At 47.8% G+C, this 602-nt stretch carries 1 protein-coding gene; it reads right to left on the bottom strand.

What is annotated here, in order from left to right; all coding sequences use genetic code 11:
* Window positions 1-465: hypothetical protein (locus AACR11_RS15800; RefSeq protein ID WP_079324861.1), on the bottom strand; the 465-nt coding region annotated here is incomplete at its 3' end.
* Window positions 466-602: the final 137 nt, after the last annotated feature.

Raw genomic sequence — 602 nt, 5'->3', positions numbered from 1 at the left:
TAGATGCTTAATGGTAAACAGTAAAACCACTATCAACCCCAAACAGGCACCAACCTTGAACAGTTGCGGTTTAACGCTCGGTTTTGATTGCTGTACTTCTTCTTTGACAGGTTCAGTTGAGAGCATTTGGTCTACCGTAGTCATTTCGGTTGAATCGCTGACGGTCAACGCTTCAACAACGGCAGACTCTTCTTCGACTTGCTCAGGTTGAATAGTTTCATGGCGCGCTGGCAACAGGTCAGCAGACGCTTGCATGTGCTCAGTGCAATAGTCACTCACCGTTTTACTCATTGAGCTATTGCCGCAGCTTGGACACTTGTAATAAAGCAATCCGAGGTTGCGCCCGTTCTTAACCGTTTCGCCCGTATCAATCATCTTGCCTTCTCCCACCATGTGAACGGTAGAGATTCGACTACACACAGGGCATGGCACATAGCCCCGTGTTGGATTCGGTGTTTTACTCATTGGTTTGCGCCTCTTCAATCACGTTAGACATCTGCTTTTGAAGCTGCTTTTTGCGCTCAATACGTATGATACGGTTGGCTTTTGCGACGAGCTTTGCCTTGTCCACCAGTTTAGGATCAAGCCCTAGCTCAGTGAGC

Source organism: Vibrio sp. L85 (genome assembly GCF_963871815.1).
In the GTDB taxonomy this organism is placed as follows: domain Bacteria; phylum Pseudomonadota; class Gammaproteobacteria; order Enterobacterales; family Vibrionaceae; genus Vibrio; species Vibrio harveyi.
Note: the sequence above shows the minus strand (reverse complement) of the source record. Positions and strands in the feature narration are given on the sequence as shown.